This window comes from Streptomyces sp. TRM70350, from assembly GCF_019219825.1.
Classification (GTDB): Bacteria; Actinomycetota; Actinomycetes; order Streptomycetales; family Streptomycetaceae; genus Streptomyces.
On the sequence record NZ_JAHUXH010000014.1, the window covers coordinates 104,500 to 120,380 of the forward strand.

A 15,881-nucleotide genomic window follows, 5' to 3' on the forward strand; every position below is an offset into this window, starting at 1 on the left:
AGATGGCCGTGGAGAAGATGGCCCTGGCCAAGGCGGTCAACGAGTCGCTGCGCCGCGCCCTGGAGGCCGACCCCAAGGTCGTCATCATGGGTGAGGACGTCGGCAAGCTCGGCGGCGTGTTCCGCGTGACCGACGGCCTGCAGAAGGACTTCGGCGAGAGCCGCGTCATCGACACCCCGCTCGCCGAGTCCGGCATCGTCGGTACGGCGATCGGTCTGGCCCTGCGTGGCTACCGCCCCGTCGTCGAAATCCAGTTCGACGGCTTTGTGTTCCCGGCGTACGACCAGATCGTCACGCAGCTCGCGAAGATGCACGCGCGCTCGCTCGGCAAGGTCAAGCTCCCGGTCGTCGTCCGCATCCCCTACGGCGGCGGCATCGGCGCGGTCGAACACCACTCGGAGTCCCCCGAGGCGCTCTTCGCGCACGTGGCGGGCCTGAAGATCGTCTCCCCGTCCAACGCCTCGGACGCCTACTGGATGATGCAGCAGGCCATCCAGAGCGACGATCCGGTGATCTTCTTCGAGCCCAAGCGGCGCTATTGGGACAAGGCAGAGGTCAGCACGGAGGCGATCCCCGGCCCGCTGCACAAGGCCCGGGTCACCCGCGAGGGCACCGACCTCACGCTGGCCGCGTACGGCCCGATGGTCAAGCTCTGCCACGAGGTCGCGGAGGCGGCCGCCGAGGAGGGCAGGTCGCTGGAGGTCCTCGACCTGCGCTCGGTCTCCCCCCTCGACTTCGACTCCATCCAGGCGTCGGTCGAGAAGACGCGTCGTCTGGTGGTGGTCCATGAGGCGCCGGTGTTCTTCGGTTCGGGTGCGGAGATCGCCGCCCGGATCACGGAGCGGTGTTTCTACCACCTGGAGGCCCCGGTGCTCAGGGTCGGCGGTTACCACGCCCCCTATCCGCCGGCCCGCCTGGAGGAGGAGTACCTGCCGGGCCTGGATCGCGTGCTCGACGCCGTCGACCGCTCGCTGGCGTACTGAGGAGAGGGTCGTGACGACGATGACGGAAGCTTCGGTACGCGAGTTCAAGATGCCCGATGTGGGTGAGGGCCTGACCGAGGCCGAGATCCTCAAGTGGTACGTCCAGCCGGGTGACACGGTCACCGACGGGCAGGTGGTGTGCGAGGTCGAGACGGCCAAGGCGGCGGTGGAGCTGCCCATCCCGTACGACGGTGTGGTCCGCGAGCTGCACTTTCCCGAGGGCAGCACGGTGGATGTCGGTACGTCGATCATCGCGGTGGACGTGAGTGGCGGCGCGGCACCCGCGCCCCAGGCGCCCGCCGAGCCGAAGCAGGAACCGAAGCAGGAACCGAAGCAGGAGGGCCGCCAGCCGGTCCTCGTGGGCTACGGCGTGTCCACCTCCTCCACCAAGCGCCGCCCGCGCAAGGGCCCGCAGGTCCCCGTCCGGCAGGCCTCGGCCGCGCTCCAGTCCGAGCTGAACGGCCATGGTGGCCAGGCTGCGACGGCACCGGCCGCCCAGGCACCCGCCGCTGCCGCGCCCCCGACGGCCCCGGCGCCCACCGCCACGCCTGCGCAGCAGCGCCCCCTGGCCAAGCCCCCGGTGCGCAAGCTGGCCAAGGACCTCGGCGTGGACCTGGCGGCGGTCACCCCGAGCGGCCCGGACGGCATCATCACGCGCGAGGACGTCCACGCGGCGGCGGCCCCGGTGACGGCTGCCGAGCCGACGCCGGCCGCGGCACCCGCGCCCCCCACCACGGTGGCGTACGACACCGCCCGCGAGACCCGCATCCCCGTCAAGGGCGTCCGCAAGGCCACCGCCGCCGCGATGGTCGGCTCGGCCTTCACCGCGCCGCATGTCACGGAGTTCGTGACGGTCGACGTGACGCGCACGATGAAGCTGGTCGAGGAGCTGAAGCAGGACCAGGAGTTCGCGGGCCTGCGGGTGAACCCGCTCCTCCTCATCGCCAAGGCGCTCCTGGTCGCGATCAGGCGCAACCCGGACATCAACGCGTCCTGGGACGAGGCCAACCAGGAGATCGTGGTCAAGCACTACGTCAACCTGGGCATCGCGGCCGCGACCCCGCGCGGTCTGATCGTGCCGAACATCAAGGACGCGCACGACAAGACCCTCCCGCAACTGGCCTCGGCTCTCGGCGAGCTGGTCAGCACGGCCCGCGAGGGCAAGACCTCCCCCGCCGCGATGCAGGGCGGCACGGTCACCATCACCAACGTCGGCGTCTTCGGCGTCGACACCGGCACGCCGATCCTCAACCCCGGCGAGTCCGCGATCCTCGCGGTCGGCGCGATCAAGCTCCAGCCGTGGGTCCACAAGGGCAAGGTCAAGCCCCGCCAGGTCACGACACTGGCCCTCAGCTTCGACCACCGCCTGGTGGACGGAGAACTGGGCTCCAAGGTCCTGGCGGACGTGGCGGCGATCCTGGAGCAGCCGAAGCGGCTGATCACCTGGGCGTAAGGCCGCCGCCCAACTGCCGCACGACACGACGAGGCGGGAGTCGCGCATCCCAGGCGGGCGGCGCGACTTCCGCCTCTGGCCATGTCAGTCGGCCGCTGCCGGGGGACCGTAGTCGGCACGCGGCGCGGCAAGCCGCTCGGCGACGCGGGCGAGCCAGCCACTGGGCGCATACGGCGCCGGAGGGTCGACCTCCATGCCCAGTTCGGCGACGGCGAGAGCGTAGCCGGACTCATCCAGGTCGAGCGCGAGCAGTTCGTGCAGCTCTCCGGCGACCCGGGCGACGAGCCGCGGCTCGGTGCCGCCCCGGTAGTCGTCGACGGCCGCATCTCTCCTTTCGCCGTGCGGCCAACGGACCTTCGCGGCACCGTCGCCGGTCCGCGACTCCAAAGACGTGGACGGGCCCATACTCCGGCTCGCGCCGGACGTATGGGCGCCGTTCGTGGCGTTCGCGGGGCGTCAGCCCAGGCGGGCGAAGCCGTAGTTGAGGAGCTTCTTCGCGTCCGTCTCGCGCTGGGCGGCGGAGGTGGAGGTGAGGACCGTGCCGATGACGGTCTTGCCGTTACGGGTGGCGGCGAAGACCAGGCAGTACTTGGCCTGGCTGCCGGAGCCGGTCTTCACGCCGATGGTGCCGCTGTAGTTGCTGAGCAGCGTGTTGGTGTTGGTCCACGTGTAGTAGCGGTAGCCGCCGTTCTTCGTGGTGACCTTCTGCTTCGTGGACTTGGTCTTCACCAGTGCGCGGAAGGTGGAGTTCTTCATCGCGTTGCTGGCGAGTTTCGTCAGGTCGCGCGGCGTCGAGTAGTTCGAGCCGTTGCTGATGCCGTCGAACGAGTCGAACTTCGTGTTCTTCATGCCCAGCTGCCGTGCCGTGGTGTTCATCTTGCCGATGAACGACTTCACGCGCGCGGCCCGCGTCGAACCGGTGCCGAACTTGTCGGCGAGCGCGTAGGCGGCGTCACAGCCGGACGGCAGCATCAGCCCGTAGAGCAGCTGGCGGACGGTGACCTTGTCGCCCACGATCAGGCGGGCGGACGAGGCGTTCTTCGACACGATGTAGTCGCTGTACGCCTTCTGGACCGTGACCTTGGCGTTGAGGTTCAGGTTCGGCTGGGACAGTACGACCTTCGCCGTCATGATCTTGGTCGTCGAGCCCGTGGCGCGCTTGGTGTCCGCGGCCTTGGTGTACAGCGTCTTGCCGTTCGCGTTGTTCATGATGTAGCCGCCCTTGGCGGCGATCGTCGGCGCGGTGACGGCCTGCGCGGGTGCCGCGGTGAGGGCTCCGGTGGCGAACACGGCGCCGGCGGTCGCGGTGACGGCGACGGCTCTGCGGATACGGATGCCCTTGATGCCGGTTATCAACTGAGATACCCCGAATACGTCGAATGCCCCTGTGGCGCGGCCGGGTTGGACGGGAGTACAGCAGGCCGCACATGTGTGACACCTCAGTAGTACGAATAGTTGTGCGGAGACTGGGCTGGACTCAGGGTTTCCGAGGAGACCGGGCGTGTTCAGCATCCCGGACGTGTTCCGCATGCTGGACGGTGCCGCCTATGCGTACGTGTTGTATCTATCCTGTCGGCATGACCCTGGCCGCCGTGAAGCAACCCCCTGCCGCCGACCGCGTCTACACCCACGTCAAGCAAGGCGTCCTGGACCGCCGTTACGAGGGCGGGACCCTCCTCACCGAGGGGGAGCTGGCCGATGCCGTGGGGGTGTCGAGGACCCCCGTGCGCGAGGCGCTGCTGCGGCTGGAAGTCGAGGGGCTGATCAAGCTCTATCCGAAGAAGGGCGCCCTCGTCCTGCCCGTCTCCGCGCAGGAGATCGCGGACGTCGTCGAGACCCGCCTGCTGGTGGAGGAGCACGCGGCGCGCAAGGCCGTACCCGCGCCCCCCGGGCTCATCGAGCGCCTCGAAGAGCTCCTGGCGCGGCAGAAGGAGCAGGCCGCCGCCGGGGATCTGGCCGCCGCCGCCGTCACCGACCGCTGCTTCCACGCCGTGATCGTGCGCAGCGGTGGGAACGAGATCCTCTCCCGGCTCTACGACCAGCTGCGCGACCGGCAGTTGCGGATGGGCGTCGCCGTGATGCACTCCCACCCCGACCGGATCGCCAAGACGCTCGCGGAGCACCGGGAGATCCTGGACGCGCTGCGTTCCGGGGACGCCGACGCCGCCGTCGACGTGGTGCACCGGCACATCGGGTGGTTCTCGCACCTCGCGCGGGGTGAGGTCCGATGAGTTCCGCGTCGGTGTCCCTGCCCGGCGACCCACCCGGCGGCCGACGCGCCGTCGCCGTCTGGGGCATAGGCGTCTCGGTCTACTTCGTCGCCGTCATCTTCCGCACGTCGCTGGGGGTCGCCGGTCTCGACGCCGTCGACCGGTTCGACGTGGGCGCCTCCGCGCTGTCGACGTTCTCGATCCTCCAGCTGCTGGTCTACGCCGGGATGCAGATACCCGTCGGCCTGCTGGTCGACCGGCTCGGCACCAAGAAGGTGCTGGGGCTGGGCGTCGTGCTGTTCACGGCCGGGCAGCTGGGCTTCGCGTTCTCCCCCTCGTACGGCATGGCGCTCGCCTCGCGTGCGCTGCTCGGCTGCGGTGACGCGATGACGTTCATCAGCGTGCTGCGGCTCGGCACCCGCTGGTTCCCGGCCCGGCGCGGCCCGCTGATCGCGCAGTTCGCCGGGCTGGTGGGCATGGCGGGCAACCTGGTCTCCACGCTCGTCCTCGCGCGGCTGCTGCACGGCGTCGGATGGACGGCCGCGTTCGCGGGCAGCGCGCTGGCGGGGGTCGTGGTGCTGGTGCTGCTTGTGCTGTTCCTGAAGGACCACCCCGAGGGGCACGAACCGGAGTCGGCGCCGCGCATGGGGGTCGCGTACGTACGGCGGCAGATCGCCGCGTCCTGGCGGGAGCCGGGGACCCGGCTGGGGCTGTGGGTGCACTTCACGACCCAGTTCCCGGCGATGGTGTTCCTGCTGCTGTGGGGGCTGCCGTTCCTGGTCGAGGCGCAGGGGCTGTCCCGGGCCGCGGCCGGTGAGCTGCTCACCCTGGTCGTGCTGTCGAACATGGCGGTCGGGCTGGTCTACGGACAGATCGTCGCCCGGCACCACGGGGCGCGGCTGCCGCTCGCGCTCGGAACGGTGGGGGCGACGTCGCTGCTGTGGGCCGCGACGGTGTTCCATCCGGCCGACCGGGCACCGATGTGGCTGCTGGTGGTGCTGTGCACGGTGCTCGGCGCGTGCGGGCCCGCCTCGATGATCGGGTTCGACTTCGCCCGCCCCGCCAATCCGCCGGAGCGTCAGGGGACGGCCTCCGGGATCACCAACATGGGTGGTTTCGTCGCCTCGATGACCACGTTGTTCGCGGTGGGCGCGCTGCTGGACGCCACCGGCGACGACTACACGGTGGCCTTCTCGTCCGTGTTCGTGCTCCAGGCGCTGGGGGTTTCGCAGATCCTACGGCTGCGGAGGCGGGCGGCGCGGCGGGAGCGGGAGCGGTTGGTGGCCAGTCGGGTGGAGACCGTGCACGTCCCTGCGTAGGCGCCCGGCGTTGGAGTGGGCGTCCTGGGGGCTGCCGCCCCCGGACCCCCGCTTTGCGTACCGTCAAGCGCCGGACGGGCTGAGATATCCCGGACCGGCGTTACGGCGTCACCGTGAAGTTGCGCAGGATCGCCGCCGTCAGGCCCGGGTCGCCCTCCGTCTTGACGCGGTCCGCGACCGCCTCGGGCGTGACGCGGCCGCAGGCCAGGCGGACGTAGGTCTCCCAGTCGAGGGTGAGGGTGGCGGCGGGGCCGAGGGCGGGAGCCGTCTCCAGGGTGCCGCGGCCCTGGATGTCGACGCGGATGGTGCGCAGGAACTCGACGGGGCCGTGCACGTCGAAGACGATCGCCGAGCTGCGCGGCGCGTTCGCCTTGCCGGCGACGACGTTCGGGAGCTCGGCCAGCAGGACGTCCCGGGCGACATGGGCGCCGGGGGAGTCGAGGTTGCCGGGGCGGCCGAGGGCGGCGCGCAGGTCCTGCTCGTGCACCCACACGTCGAAGGCGTGGGCCCGCATGGACTCCTCCAGCGTCAGCTCCCTGCCGAGCGGGCCGCGCACCTTGGTGCCGGGGTCGCGCGAGTCGTTGCGGAGCTGGCGGTTGCGCCGGATGATCGTGTACTCCAGCTCGGAGGTCATCTCCGGAGCCGTGTGGTGGCGGCGTACGTCGACCTGCATCTCCATGTAGCGCTGGTGCTCGTTGGTGACGTGGAACAGGTCGCGCGGGAGGGTGTGGATCGGGCGCGGGTCGCCGAGCATCTCGCAGTCCAGGCCGATCACATGCGAGACGACGTCCCGCACGGACCAGCCGGGGCACGGGGTCCGCCGGTTCCACTCGCCCTCCACAAGGGGCTGCACCAGCTCGGATATCGCTTCGATGGAGTGGGTCCAGGCGTCGGCGTAGGGCTGGAGGGTGGGATGCAGACTCACGGAACGGGACCCCTCGGCGGTCGGTACACGGGCAGGTTGTGGCGGCGGTGCCAGTGGGAGGTGGCTGCACTCGCGGGTGTCTCGGAACGCTAAGTTACGCTGCTGAGAGACACCCCGGCAGTGCTTTCGTGTGACGATCGTAGGCCTGTGTGGACGGCTCGAATGCCAGGACGGTGGTAGTGTGCGCGCCTCTCTGATCCAGATCGCCGTAGACGAGGGCGAATCGGTCGAAGAACGTCGACAGCGGGCGGTTTCTCTGGTACGGGAGCAGGCCGGTACCGATCTCGTGGTGCTGCCGGAGCTGTGGACGACGGGGGCGTTCGCCTACGAGGAGTTCGGCCGGGAGGCCGAACCGATCGAGGGGCCGACGCACGATGCCATGGCCAAGGCCGCGAGCGACACGGGCGTGTGGCTGCACGCGGGTTCGATTCCGGAGCGTGACCCTGAGGGGCCGCTGTACAACACCTCGCTCGTCTTCTCTCCTTCCGGTGATCTGGTCGCTGTCTACCGCAAGATCCATCGCTTCGGCTTCGACAAGGGCGAGGCCGTGCTGATGGGCGCGGGCGACGATCTGGTGACCGTCCGTCTGCCGAGTACGACGACGCTGGGGCTGGCTACCTGCTACGACCTCCGTTTCCCCGAGTTGTTCCGCGGGCTTGTCGATGTGGGTGCCGAGACCTTTGTGATCCCGGCGGGGTGGCCGGAGCGGCGGCGCTCCCACTGGACGCTGCTGGCTCGGGCGCGGGCGGTGGAGAACCAGGCGTTCGTCCTCGCGTGTGCAACGGCCGGGACGCATGCGGGAGTTCCGCAGGCAGGTCACTCGATCGTGGTCGATCCGTGGGGTGAGGTGCTGGCGGAGGCCGGCGCGGACGAGGAGGTCCTCACGGTGGAGTTCGACCCCGGGAAGGTGGCGGCCACCCGGGAGCAGTTCCCGGTGCTGAAGGACCGGGTGCTGGGGCTGGAGCGGCCGCGGCGCTGAAACGGGGGCCGACCCCGCGCGGCTGGGCGTGAGGACAGGGCTGCCCCGGCGCTGACCTCGCGATTCCGGCATGATCCGCCGGACAGGGCCCTAGTCGTCGTCCCGTTCCTTGTCCGCCAGGTGGATCACGCACACCGTCACCGCGATCAGCAGCGCCGGGTCCGCGTCGTCCCGGACGACATCCACGCCGTACGTCTCCCTCACGTGCAGGAAGCGCCGGGAGATCACGGCGAGGAGCTCACCGTCGTACTCGATGGCGAACTCGCGGTCGAGGATCTTGCCGCTGACGTCGAGTTCGGTGCCGTCGACCAGGCTCACCTTGTAGTGGTTGCGCAGCAGCGACAGCCGCTTGCGCCTGATCCGGGCCAGCGGCTCGCCGTCCCGTTCGATCAGCATGGTGTCCCGCAGGGCGAACATCTTCTGCCGGATGTCGACCAGCACCCGCCCCTGGGTGTCCTTCAGCTCGAAGGTGTCCCGCAGCCGCATCGCCTTGCCGTCGACCAGGAAGACCTTGTTGCCCTTGTCGTCCTCGATCCAGTAGTCGTCACCGACGCCGAGGAGCCGTTCGCGCACGAGGAATCTCATGCCATGACCGGTTCCCCGGCGGCCGGTCCGAAACGCCGTCGGTAGGCCGAGGGGCTGAGGCCGGTCTCCCGGCGCAGCCGTGCCCGCAGGTTTGCCGCCGTGCCGAGTCCGCTGCGGGCGGCCACCACGTCCAGCCGTGACTCGCCGCGCTCGATCAGCCGGCATGCCAGCGCCACTCGCTCCCCCGTCAACCACGCCAGCGGTGTCGTACCGAGCTGGGCGCGAAAGCGCCGGTGCAGCGTCGCCGGGGACACCGCCGCCCGGGCGGCCAGGTCCGCCACGGTCAGCGGCTCCGCCAGCCGCTCCTGCGCCCACGCCAGCAGTGGGCCCAGGGACTCGTCCGGCACCCTGGGCAGCGGCCGCTCCACGAACTGCTTCTGACCGCCGTCCCGGTGCGCGGCGAACACCAGGCGCCGGGAGACGGCGCCCGCGATCTCGGCGCCGTGGTCCCGGCGCCAGATGTACAGCCCGAGGTCGAGGGCCGCCGCACTGCCGGCCGCGGTCAGGAGGTCGCCCTCGTCCACGAAGAGCACGTCCGGCTCCAGCCGCACCTTCGGGTGCAGCTCCCGGAACGCCTCGGCCCAGCGCCAGTGCGTGGTGGCCCGGCGACCGTCGAGCAGCCCGGCCTCGGCGAGCGCGAAGCCACCGGTGCAGAAGCTCACGACGCGAGCCCCGCGCGCGTGGGTACGCCGGATGGCGTCCAGGACGGCGGGGGCGCGCGGCACCACGTTGTCGGGGCGGCCGGGTACGACGAGGGTGTCGGCCTCGTCCACGGCCTCCAGACCGGGCACGCCGGTCAGGGCGAAGAAGCCGTGGTTCATCCGGACCTCGGGCGCGGGTGTGCACAGGGTCACCTCGTAGAGGGGCGCCGGGAGGCCGAGTTCGGGACGTGGCAGCCCGAACAGCTCGGTCGCGACACCCACCTCGAACGGATTGGTGCCCTCGTCGACGATCACCGCGACGCGATGCGGCCCCGCCTGCTGAGAGGATCCTTGCGACATGTGCGATTCCTAGCACTCGTGTGCGTACGGCGCCACCGCGCACGATGACCTCATGGAACCGATCTCGCTGACCAGGGCCCTGGCATCCTTCACCGACCAGTGGAGCCCCCGCATCGTCACCGCCGTCAACGACTACGACGTACGCGTCGCCAAGGTCGAGGGCGAGCATGTCTGGCACGTGCACGACCACACCGACGAGTTCTTCCTGGTCATCGAGGGTGAGCTGCACATCGCCCTGCGGGAGGCCGACGGCGAGCGCACGGTCGTCCTGCCACAGGGCTCCCTGTTCACCGTGCCGCGCGGGACCGAGCACAAGCCGTACGCCCCGGTCCCCACCGCGATCCTCCTCTTCGAACCCACCGGCACCCTCACGGTCGGCGACCGGCACGACGAGGTGCCGGCCCATGTGGACGCCACCACGGGACACGCGCTGTCCTAGTCGGTGGGCCCGAGTTCATCACCTTCGACGCTGCATGTCCCCTCCCAGCGTGAGCAACTCAGGGAGGGGACATGGAGCGCTCTGATTCGCACGCCGATATCTATCTGCGTCTGTCGCTGGACCGCGAGGGCAAGACGGCCATTGAACGGCAGGAGGCACGTCCTATGTGTGCCAGGGGGTGCGGCTCGGGCACACCTGCCCAGGGGCGCGTGCCTTGGCGAACCGTGTCGAGGAAGCGGTGATCCATGCGTTTCTGGCGCGGCATCCGACACAGGTGACGCTTTGGGAGGAGAGCGGGACCTCGCAGCGGCGGGCCCTGCTGTCCGATGCCGTGGAGCGAGTGTGGGTTACCCGGGCTCCGAGGAGGGGATGCCGCTTCGATCCTGAGAAGCGGATTCGCATCGTTGGGGCCGGTCCGTAACCACGAGCATCGGGCCTGAGACGGTGTGGTTGGCTGGGGACATGGCAAAGCGAGCACGTGTCCGTGCCCCGGAGCTGGTCGGCAGGGGCGGATGGATCAACACAGGAGGCGAGGAGCTCGGTCTCGGCAAGCTCCGCGGACGCATCATAATTGTTGATTTCTGGACATTTTGTTGCGTGAACTGCCTGCACGTCCTCGACGAGCTGCGTGAGCTGGAGGCCACGCATCAGGACACCGTCGTCGTCATCGGCGTCCACTCGCCCAAGTTCGTGCACGAGGCCGAGCACAAGGCGGTCGTCGATGCCGTGGAGCGGTACGGCGTCGAGCATCCCGTCCTGGACGACCCCGAGCTGGCGACCTGGAAGCAGTACGACGTGCGCGCGTGGCCGACCCTCGTGGTGATCGACCCCGAGGGGTACGTCGTCGCCCAGCATGCCGGTGAGGGGCATGTGCACGCCATCGACCGGCTGGTGACCGAGCTGGAGGCGGAGCACGCGGCCAAGGGCACGCTGCGGCGCGGCGACGGGCCGTATGTGGCGCCGGAGCCGGAGCCGACGGTGCTGCGGTTCCCGGGCAAGGCGCTGCTGCTGCCCGGCGGGACCTTCCTGGTCAGTGACACGACCCGGCATCAGCTGGTGGAGCTGGCGCAGGACGGGGAGAGCGTGGTCCGCCGGATCGGGTCCGGCGCGCGCGGGTTCGCCGACGGTCCGGCCGAGGCGGCGTCCTTCAACGAGCCCCAGGGGCTCGCGCTCCTCGGCGACGGCTCGGTGGTGGTCGCCGACACCGTCAACCACGCCCTGCGCCGCCTGGACCTCACCTCCGGTGAGGTCACCACGCTCGCCGGGACCGGCAGGCAGTGGAGGCAGGGCGACGCGACGTCCGGCCCCGGCCGTGAGGTCAACCTCTCCTCACCGTGGGACCTGGCACTCTTCGCCGGCCGGGTGTGGATCGCCATGGCGGGAGTGCACCAGCTCTGGGCCTACGACCCCGCGGACGGCACCGTCGCCGTGGCGGCCGGAACCACCAACGAGGGCCTCGTCGACGGCCCCGGCCCGGAGGCCTGGTTCGCCCAGCCGTCCGGCCTCGCGGCCACGCCCGACCGGCTGTGGCTGGCGGACTCCGAGACGAGCGCCCTGCGCTGGGTGGACCTCGACGGCACGGTCCACACGGCCGTCGGCACGGGCCTGTTCGACTTCGGTCACCGCGACGGACCGGCCGGCCAGGCCCTGTTCCAGCACCCGTTGGGCGTGACGGCCCTCCCCGACGGCTCGGTGGCCGTCAGCGACACCTACAACCACGCCCTGCGCCGCTACGACCCCGCGACGGGCGATGTCACCACGCTGGCCACGGACTTGCGCGAGCCGAGCGACGCGGTGCTGGTCGGTGACGACATCGTGGTCGTGGAGTCGGCCCGGCACCGGCTGACCCGGCTGCGGCTGCCGGAGGAGGCGGTCCGCGTCGAGGCGGTCGCGCACCGCACGCAGCGTGCCCCGACGGAAGTCACCCCGGGGCGGCTCCAGTTGGAGGTGATCTTCCAGGCTCCCGCAGGCCAGAAGCTCGACACCCGAATACGGCCCCTCGACCCGACTGCTGGTCTCGGCGACCCCGCCGGAGCTCCTGACACACGGCGAGGGCGCGGGACCAGACCTGTCCCGCGCCCTGGAACTCAACCCCGCCGTGCCGGAGGGCGTCCTGCACGTCTCCGCGATGGCCGCGTCCTGCGACGACGATCCTGCGAACGAACACCCCGCCTGCCACGTCCACCAGCAGGACTGGGGCGTCCCGGTCCGCCTCACCGACAGCGGTGCGGACCGCCTGCCGCTCGTCCTGGCCGGCCTGGACGCCTGACCTGGCGGGGCGTCACACCCCGTACCCGTCGCTGTAGCCGTCGCGCCGGTGGTGGCGCCCTTCCTCCTCCACGACCGGCGCCGTGGGCGGCATCACGACACGGCGCCGCCGCGCGATGCTGCTGAACGTCGTGACCCCGATCAGTCCGACGATCATCAGGATGACGCCGACGAGATCGAGGTTGACCCCCTCCATGTTCCAGTCGGTAGCGAACGTGAGGATGGCTCCCACGGCGATGAGGATGATGCACCCGCCGAGGCCCATGAGCGTTGCCTCCCTGTTCCGGTCCGGTGCTTTCCGGAGCTTCCGGTTCAAGGCGGGTACCCCGGTGCGTGAGAGCCATGCTGAAAGCGGGCGCGCGGCGCCAATGCGGCCGCGTGAGTTGGACGTGTGGAGGCCCGTCCGTAGGGTCGTCGCTCAGCCCTCCAAAAACGCAACCAGCGCCCGCGTCAGCAGGTAGGGGTCGTCCGCGCCGCACAACTCCCGGGCGCTGTGCATCGACAGGATCGCCACGCCGACGTCGACCGTGCGGATGCCGTGCCGGGCCGCGGTGATCGGGCCGATGGTGGTGCCGCAGGGCATGGAGTTGTTGGACACGAAGGACTGGAAGGGCACACCGGCCTTGTCGCAGGCCGCCGCCCAGACCGCGCGGCCCGAACCGTCCGTGGCGTAGCGGTTGTTGACGTTGACCTTGAGGATGGGGCCGCCGTTGACGCGCGGGTGGTGGGTCGGGTCGTGGCGCTCGGCGTAGTTGGGGTGGACCGCGTGGCCGGTGTCGGAGGAGAGGCAGAGCGTGGCCGCGAAGGCGCGTGCCCGGTCCTCGTAGGAGCCGCCGCGGGCGAAGACGGAGCGCTCCAGCACGCCACCGAGCAGCGGGCCGTCCGCGCCGGTGTCCGACTGGGAGCCGTTCTCCTCGTGGTCGAAGGCGGCCAGCACCGGGATGCAGGACAGTTCCTCACCGCCGGTCGCGGCGGCGGTCAGCGCGGCCACGCCCGCGTGCACGGAGAGGAGGTTGTCCAGGCGCGGCCCGGCCATCAGCTCCTGGTCGCGGCCGAGATACGCGGGCGGCTCGACGGAGTGCACCATCAGGTCCCAGCCGGCCACCTCGCCCTTTCCGATCCCCGACTCCGCCTCAAGGAAGGCGATCAGGTCGCCGTCGCGCACGTCGTTGCCGAGGCCCCACACGGGCTGAAGGTGCCGCTGCTTGTCGAGCTTGAGGCCCTCCGAGGACACCGAGCGGTCCAGGTGGATCGCCAGCTGCGGCACCCTCAGCAGCGGCCGGTCCACGTTCACCAGGCGCGTCGTACCGTCGCGCAGCGTCAGGCGGCCCGCGAGGCCGAGGTCGCGGTCCAGCCAGGAGTTCAGCAGTGGCCCGCCGTAGATCTCCACGGCGACCTGGCGCCAGCCGTGCGTCCCGGTGTCGGGCAGTGGCTTGACCCGCAGGTTGGGGGAGTCGGTGTGCGCGCCGATGATCCGGAACGGGGTGTGCGGCGCGGCGCCCTCCGGGACGTACCACGCCACGATCGCGCCACCGCGCAGCACGAACCTGCCACCGCTCGTCCCGTCCCAGGCGTCCGTCTCCGCGACCTGCCGGAAGCCCGCCTTCTCCAGTCGCTCGGCGGTGTTCGCCACGGCGTGGTACGGCGAGGGGCTCGCCGCCAGGAAGGACATGAGGTCGTCGGTGTGGCCGCGCTCGAAGCGGGAGGGTTCGCTCATGGGGTTCACCTTAACGACGTACGAGGGCCCGCTCCCCCTTGCCGGGAGCGGGCCCTCGTAAGCGCGATGGGGAAATCGCGGCTAGAACGCCGCCTCGTCCAGCTCCATCAGGTCAAGGTCCACGCCCTGGGCGACCTTGCGGGCCAGCGTCACGCCCGGCAGCACGGTGGCCGCGAAGAACTTCGCCGCCGCGATCTTGCCGGTGTAGAACGCCTTGTCCTTGGCGGAGGCCGACTCGATCTTCTCGGCGGCGACCGCGGCGCCCTTGAGCAGCAGGTAGCCGACGATCACGTCACCGGAGGCCATCAGCAGGCGGGTGGTGTTCAGGCCCACCTTGTAGATGTTCTTGACGTCCTGCTCGGTGGCGGCGAGGTCGGTCAGCATCAGGCCGACGATCGCCTCCAGCTCGACGGCGGCCTTCGCGAGGTGCTCGCGGGCACCGGCCAGCTCCTCGCCGCCCGTGCCGACGGCCAGGAACTTCTTGATGTCCTCGGCGAGGGAGTTCAGCGCTGCGCCCTGGTTGCGGACGATCTTCCGGAAGAAGAAGTCCTGGCCCTGGATCGCGGTGGTGCCCTCGTACAGGGTGTCGATCTTTGAGTCCCGGATGTACTGCTCGATCGGGTACTCCTGCAGGAAGCCGGAGCCGCCGAAGGTCTGCAGCGACTGGGCGAGCTGCTCGTAGCCCTTCTCGGAGCCGTAGCCCTTGACGATGGGGAGGAGGAGGTCGTTGAGCGCGTGCTCGACCGAGGCGTCCTCGCCCGCCGCCTCCTTGACGGCGATCGCGTCCTGCACCGACGCCGTGTACAGCACCAGCGCGCGCATGCCCTCCGCGTACGCCTTCTGCGTCATCAGCGAGCGGCGCACGTCGGGGTGGTGGGTGATGGTGACCTTGGGCGCGGTCTTGTCCATGAAGTTCGCCAGGTCGGGGCCCTGGACGCGCTCCTTGGCGTACTCCAGCGCGTTGAGGTAGCCCGTGGACAGCGTGGAGATCGCCTTCGTGCCGACCATCATCCGGGCGAACTCGATGATGCGGAACATCTGGCGGATGCCGTCGTGCTTGTCGCCGATCAGCCAGCCCTTGGCGGGGTGCCGGTCGCCGAAGGTCATCTCGCAGGTGTTGGAGGCCTTCAGGCCCATCTTGTGCTCGACGTTCGTGGCGTAGACGCCGTTGCGCTCGCCCAGCTCGCCGGTCTCGAAGTCGAACAGGTACTTCGGCACGAGGAAGAGGGAGAGCCCCTTGGTGCCCGGACCGGCACCCTCCGGACGCGCCAGCACGTAGTGGAGGATGTTCTCCGACATGTCGTGCTCACCGGACGTGATGAAGCGCTTCACGCCCTCGATGTGCCAGGAGCCGTCCTCCTGCTGCACGGCCTTGGTGCGGCCCGCGCCCACGTCCGAGCCGGCGTCCGGCTCGGTGAGCACCATCGTCGAGCCCCACTGCTTGTCGACGGCGATCTGCGCGATCTTCTTCTGTACGTCGTTGCCCTCGTCGTAGAGGATCCCGGCGAAGGCCGGGCCGGAGGAGTACATCCACACGGCCGGGTTGGCGCCCAGGATCAGCTCCGCGTACGACCAGATCAGCGACGGGGGAGCCGTCGTACCGCCGATGGCCTCGGGCAGGCCGAGGCGCCAGTACTCGGAGTCCATGAAGGCCTGGTAGCTCTTCTTGAAGGACTCCGGGATCGGCGCGGTGTTGGTCTCCGGGTCGAAGACCGGCGGGTTGCGGTCGGCGTCCGTGAAGGACTCGGCCAGCTCGTTCTCCGCGAGCCGGGTCAGTTCGTCGAGGATGCTCTTGGCAGTGTCGACGTCCATCTCCTCGAACGGGCCGGTGCCGTACAGCTTGTCGCGCCCGAGTACTTCGAAGAGGTTGAACTCGATGTCGCGGAGATTCGACTTGTAGTGCCCCATGGCGACTGGCTCCGTTGAGAGAGATCGGCGAGGCACTGACTCCTCGCGCCCAAGTTCACGTACCAACTAGTAGCTAAGATGATGCTACCCGCCA

At 70.1% G+C, this 15,881-nt stretch carries 15 protein-coding genes and 1 pseudogene; 8 read left to right on the forward strand and 8 right to left on the reverse strand.

All coding sequences use genetic code 11. The annotated features are described in order from the left end of the window. Positions 1-2: 2 nt before the first annotated feature. Together KWI83_RS21940 and KWI83_RS21945 are read left to right on the forward strand one after the other, a co-directional pair. On the forward strand, positions 3-983 hold the full coding sequence (locus tag KWI83_RS21940; RefSeq protein WP_218516079.1) for an alpha-ketoacid dehydrogenase subunit beta: 981 nt from the start codon (positions 3-5) through the stop codon (positions 981-983). 10 nt (positions 984-993) lie between these two features. Beyond that, positions 994-2,436, forward strand: coding sequence for a dihydrolipoamide acetyltransferase family protein (locus KWI83_RS21945; protein ID WP_218516080.1), 1,443 nt, complete (start codon positions 994-996; stop codon positions 2,434-2,436). 84 nt (positions 2,437-2,520) lie between these two features. Here the strand turns inward: KWI83_RS21945 and KWI83_RS21950 are convergent, their stop codons facing one another. Next, on the reverse strand, positions 2,521-2,841 hold the full coding sequence (locus KWI83_RS21950) for a contact-dependent growth inhibition system immunity protein (protein WP_218516081.1): 321 nt from the start codon (positions 2,839-2,841) through the stop codon (positions 2,521-2,523). On the opposite strand from KWI83_RS21950, the gene KWI83_RS21955 reads away from it, so the two are divergent. Beyond that, positions 2,828-2,917 carry a hypothetical protein gene (locus KWI83_RS21955; RefSeq protein WP_218516082.1) on the forward strand — a complete coding sequence of 30 codons (90 nt, stop codon included), beginning with the start codon at positions 2,828-2,830 and terminating at the stop codon, positions 2,915-2,917. The two genes, KWI83_RS21950 and KWI83_RS21955, sit on opposite strands and share 14 nt — an antisense overlap. On the opposite strand, the gene KWI83_RS21960 is transcribed toward KWI83_RS21955, so the two are convergent. Then, positions 2,893-3,792 (reverse strand): D-alanyl-D-alanine carboxypeptidase family protein, encoded by a 900-nt coding sequence (locus KWI83_RS21960; RefSeq protein ID WP_218516083.1) that lies wholly within the window; start codon positions 3,790-3,792, stop codon positions 2,893-2,895. The two genes, KWI83_RS21955 and KWI83_RS21960, sit on opposite strands and share 25 nt — an antisense overlap. Positions 3,793-4,013: 221 nt before the next feature. On the opposite strand from KWI83_RS21960, the gene KWI83_RS21965 reads away from it, so the two are divergent. Further along, positions 4,014-4,667, forward strand: a complete 654-nt coding sequence (locus KWI83_RS21965) for a GntR family transcriptional regulator (RefSeq protein WP_218516084.1) — start codon at positions 4,014-4,016, stop codon at positions 4,665-4,667. Continuing rightward, complete coding sequence (locus tag KWI83_RS21970; RefSeq protein WP_218516085.1) at positions 4,664-5,965, forward strand: nitrate/nitrite transporter; 1,302 nt, start codon at positions 4,664-4,666, stop codon at positions 5,963-5,965. The genes KWI83_RS21965 and KWI83_RS21970 overlap by 4 nt, the downstream gene beginning before the upstream one ends. 100 nt (positions 5,966-6,065) lie before the next feature. Here KWI83_RS21970 and KWI83_RS21975 read toward each other — a convergent pair whose 3' ends face one another. Further along, complete coding sequence (locus tag KWI83_RS21975; protein ID WP_218516086.1) at positions 6,066-6,890, reverse strand: maleylpyruvate isomerase family mycothiol-dependent enzyme; 825 nt, start codon at positions 6,888-6,890, stop codon at positions 6,066-6,068. A gap of 181 nt (positions 6,891-7,071) precedes the next feature. Here KWI83_RS21975 and KWI83_RS21980 point away from each other — a divergent pair, with 181 nt between their 5' ends. Continuing rightward, a complete protein-coding gene (locus KWI83_RS21980; RefSeq protein ID WP_218516087.1) occupies positions 7,072-7,869 on the forward strand; it encodes a carbon-nitrogen family hydrolase in 798 nt (265 codons plus the stop codon). Between the two features lie 90 nt (positions 7,870-7,959). Here the strand turns inward: KWI83_RS21980 and KWI83_RS21985 are convergent, their stop codons facing one another. Beyond that, positions 7,960-8,454, reverse strand: coding sequence for an LURP-one-related/scramblase family protein (locus KWI83_RS21985; protein ID WP_218516088.1), 495 nt, complete (start codon positions 8,452-8,454; stop codon positions 7,960-7,962). Next, on the reverse strand, positions 8,451-9,455 hold the full coding sequence (locus tag KWI83_RS21990) for a GlxA family transcriptional regulator (protein ID WP_218516089.1): 1,005 nt from the start codon (positions 9,453-9,455) through the stop codon (positions 8,451-8,453). The genes KWI83_RS21985 and KWI83_RS21990 overlap by 4 nt, the downstream gene beginning before the upstream one ends. 52 nt (positions 9,456-9,507) lie before the next feature. Here KWI83_RS21990 and KWI83_RS21995 point away from each other — a divergent pair, with 52 nt between their 5' ends. Next, positions 9,508-9,894, forward strand: a complete 387-nt coding sequence (locus KWI83_RS21995; RefSeq protein ID WP_218516090.1) for a cupin domain-containing protein — start codon at positions 9,508-9,510, stop codon at positions 9,892-9,894. Between the two features lie 462 nt (positions 9,895-10,356). Then, positions 10,357-12,163, forward strand: a pseudogene (locus tag KWI83_RS22000) (NHL domain-containing thioredoxin family protein). A 12-nt stretch (positions 12,164-12,175) separates the two neighbouring features. Here KWI83_RS22000 and KWI83_RS22005 read toward each other — a convergent pair. The 3 genes from KWI83_RS22005 to KWI83_RS22015 all read right to left on the reverse strand — a co-directional run bounded on the left by KWI83_RS22005 (position 12,176) and on the right by KWI83_RS22015 (position 15,787). Beyond that, entirely contained in the window at positions 12,176-12,427 is a 252-nt protein-coding gene (locus KWI83_RS22005) for a DUF6458 family protein (RefSeq protein WP_218516091.1), read from the reverse strand. A gap of 153 nt (positions 12,428-12,580) precedes the next feature. Beyond that, positions 12,581-13,879, reverse strand: coding sequence for a M18 family aminopeptidase (locus KWI83_RS22010; RefSeq protein ID WP_218516092.1), 1,299 nt, complete (start codon positions 13,877-13,879; stop codon positions 12,581-12,583). Between the two features lie 81 nt (positions 13,880-13,960). Next, the gene (locus KWI83_RS22015; RefSeq protein ID WP_218516093.1) at positions 13,961-15,787 is read right to left on the reverse strand and encodes an acyl-CoA dehydrogenase; all 1,827 of its coding nucleotides are present in this window, start codon (positions 15,785-15,787) and stop codon (positions 13,961-13,963) included. Positions 15,788-15,881 lie beyond the last annotated feature (94 nt).